Source organism: Caballeronia telluris (genome assembly GCF_001544495.1).
GTDB lineage: Bacteria > Pseudomonadota > Gammaproteobacteria > Burkholderiales > Burkholderiaceae > Caballeronia > Caballeronia telluris.
In genome coordinates, this window is record NZ_FCNZ02000097.1 from 1 (window position 1) to 2,591 (window position 2,591).

Here is a 2,591-nt window from a genome sequence, read left to right on the forward strand (position 1 = left end):
GTATGCGATCCACGAACGACGCCCCTCGGAGTAAGGTGGAGAGCGCGTGATGTGTGTCAGCAATGCGGGTCAGCGGAGATCTGCGGTCATCTTCCAAGGAAGCAGCGCGTCGTAGTCGTCAACGGTCCTCGCCAGAGGAAGACGTTGGAACAACCAGTGAAGGTAGCGATAGGGATCGATGCCCCCGGCTTTGCAGGTTTCGATCAGGCTGTAGAGGTTTGCACTTGCGTTCGCCCCCGCTACGGTGTCGCTAAAAAGCCATGAGCGGCGCCCCACGACGAATGGGCGAATCGCATTCTCGCAAGGGTTATTCGAGATGGCCCAAGTGCCGTTCTCGACATAGCGGATCAGCTTCGGCCACTGCTCGCGCAGATAGGTCAGTGCCTTTCCGAGCAAACTTTTTGGTACGACGCCGGGCGACTCCGCGAGGGCTAAAGCGTAGATGGCGTCGAGTATGCGCGTGCTGTATCGACGTCGCAATCGCTGTCGTCGCTCAGCTGCCCATTTCTTAGAGCGGGCCTCCGCAGCGAACAGCTTGCCGATCAGCGTGATGAAGCGTGTCGCGAGCAGATCGGGCGAACGCGCGGCTTTCGGCACGTTCTCCTCCGCTTTGATGAAGTACCGTCTTAGGTGTGCCCAACATCCGAGGTGCACGAGGTCGTAGCGTTGAGCGATGTCGTTGTAGGGCTCGTAGCCATCAGTCATCAGAACCGCGCCCTTGCGAATCCCCGTGAACAGCTTGTCGGCCAGCTTGGCGCCACGTCCGGGCGTATAGCTGAAGCAGCGGATGGGGATGCCTGAATTGGTCATCTGCGCCCAGAGGTAGCTCTTCGTTTGCGGCTTGCGCCCTTTCTCTTTCAGTACCTGGAACGTCGTCTCGTCGCAGTAGATCAGTTCGGCATCGAGCAACGCATCGCGCATGAGGTTGATCACGGGCTGGGTCGCGAGGCCAACGCGAACCATGCTGGCGGCGATCGTGTTTGACGAGATGTCTCCGCCGAAGCGACACAGCAAACCGGCCTGGCGATAGAGCGGCATGCCGAACTGATATTTGCCGGTGGCGATCCACGCGAGTGCTGCTTCGCTCAACAGTCCGCGCGCGATGATGCGCGGCGGCGCTGGAGTGACCTTGATGCCGAGATCGCAGCACGGGCACGCATATTTAACGCGCTGGTGTTGGATCACTCGAAGCTGCTCGGGGATCACATCGAGCTGCTCGCTGATCTCCGCGCCGATCTCGACGAGCGCTTGCCCATCGTTCGTGCAAAAGCGTTCGGCTTCGGGCAATTCGTGCCGCACGACCTCGCGCGGCAGATTGGGATCGAGCGGCTTGCGGTGACCGCGCTTCTTGCGCTTGTGCGCGCCAACCGTCGTCTCTGGCGTGTCTTCTTGGGCAGGCGCGCTGTTCGCGCCGAGCACCTCGGCTTCGTTGAACAAGCCAAGTTGATCAGAATCTCGTGCCTCGCTCTTGGCGCCGAACAGTTCGCGACGGTAGGCTCGGAGTCGCTCCTCAGCAAGATCGCGCTCTGCCGTCATAAGCCGCAAGGCGCCGCGTAAGGCCTCGTGTTCTTCTCGCAATGCACGAGCAGCATCGCGCTCGGCGAGCAACGCCTTCAATTCCTCGGCGGTGATCGTGACATTGATCGGCATGGCGGGTTAGACCAGCGCACGGCCTCACTGTTCAGCTCACGCGGCGATATTCCTGCTTCGGATGCCGTCGTATCGCGGTGATGTCATCGCCATCGAGCAACGCGTGCAACACGTTGCTCGTCATCGTCACGATCTCAGCCTTGTTGTCTGGCCAGATGAAGTGGCTGCTCTCCAATCGTTTTATCAAAAGCCAGAAACCACTGCCGTCCCAGCCAAGAATCTTTATCCGGTCACGACGTCGGTTTCCGAAGATGTAAAGCGACGTGTCCATCGGATTTAGGCGCATCGACTGCTCGACGAGAATCGACAGACTGTTCATGCCGTAGCGGAAGTCGACAGGATCGCGGTGCAGGTAGACCTTCAGATTATCGTCGAACCGGAACACGGCATCCTCCCGAGCATCTGGACCACGGTGGTCATCTCGTCGATGGTCGCCTCTGCGATGTCGAACTCAACACCGTTGGGCAAACGTATGTGCAAGGCAACCGTGATCGATGGTGTGTGCGCGGACACCGCCCGTTCCACCGTCACAGCCCCCTGAACGACCGGTACAAATGGTGATGGCACGTCGGGCGCGTGAGTCCGCAAGGCCGGCGGCGTGACATCAAGCGATGCCCTGTCTGCTGGCCTCAGTTCCTTCCCCGCCGAATTCTGCGCCGCATGTGTCTTCTGATAGCGCGTGATCCACTCGCGCAACAGATTCGGGTTCAAGCCGTATTCCATCGCCGTACGCGCGATCGAAACGCCGGAAGTCATGCACAACTGGACCAGTTCCTCGCGGGCTTGCGGATCGTATTCCCGGCGACCATCCCGCTTCGCACCGACTACCAGACGGCTACGCAAATCTCGATCTTCTGTCATGTACTCTCATCCCAGCTGTCCACGTGGACAGGTAGCATCAGAGAATCACTCGTCCATTGCTAGGGCGTCCCTGAAGGACC

General features: G+C 59.7%; 3 protein-coding genes. All 3 read right to left on the minus strand.

Going from position 1 to position 2,591, the window contains the following annotated elements:
* Positions 1-69: 69 nt before the first annotated feature.
* Genes tnpC through AWB66_RS32215 form a run of 3 tightly spaced genes read right to left on the minus strand, consistent with a single transcriptional unit; the run spans position 70 to position 2,511 of the window.
* A complete protein-coding gene (gene tnpC, locus AWB66_RS32205; protein WP_087634018.1) occupies positions 70-1,650 on the minus strand; it encodes an IS66 family transposase in 1,581 nt (526 codons plus the stop codon).
* A 31-nt stretch (positions 1,651-1,681) separates the two neighbouring features.
* Positions 1,682-2,035: an IS66 family insertion sequence element accessory protein TnpB gene (gene tnpB, locus AWB66_RS32210; protein ID WP_061115854.1), complete on the minus strand. Its 354-nt coding sequence runs from the start codon at positions 2,033-2,035 to the stop codon at positions 1,682-1,684.
* Positions 2,011-2,511, minus strand: coding sequence for a transposase (locus AWB66_RS32215; RefSeq protein ID WP_235021352.1), 501 nt, complete (start codon positions 2,509-2,511; stop codon positions 2,011-2,013). Before AWB66_RS32215 ends, tnpB begins: the two co-directional genes overlap by 25 nt.
* Positions 2,512-2,591 lie beyond the last annotated feature (80 nt).

Bases quoted from the DNA above. Each gene is read 5' to 3' on its own strand.
- tnpC (WP_087634018.1), bottom strand. From the start codon at position 1,650: ATGCCGATCAATGTCACGATCACCGCCGAGGAATTGAAGGCGTTGCTC.
- AWB66_RS32215 (WP_235021352.1), bottom strand. From the start codon at position 2,511: ATGACAGAAGATCGAGATTTGCGTAGCCGTCTGGTAGTCGGTGCGAAG.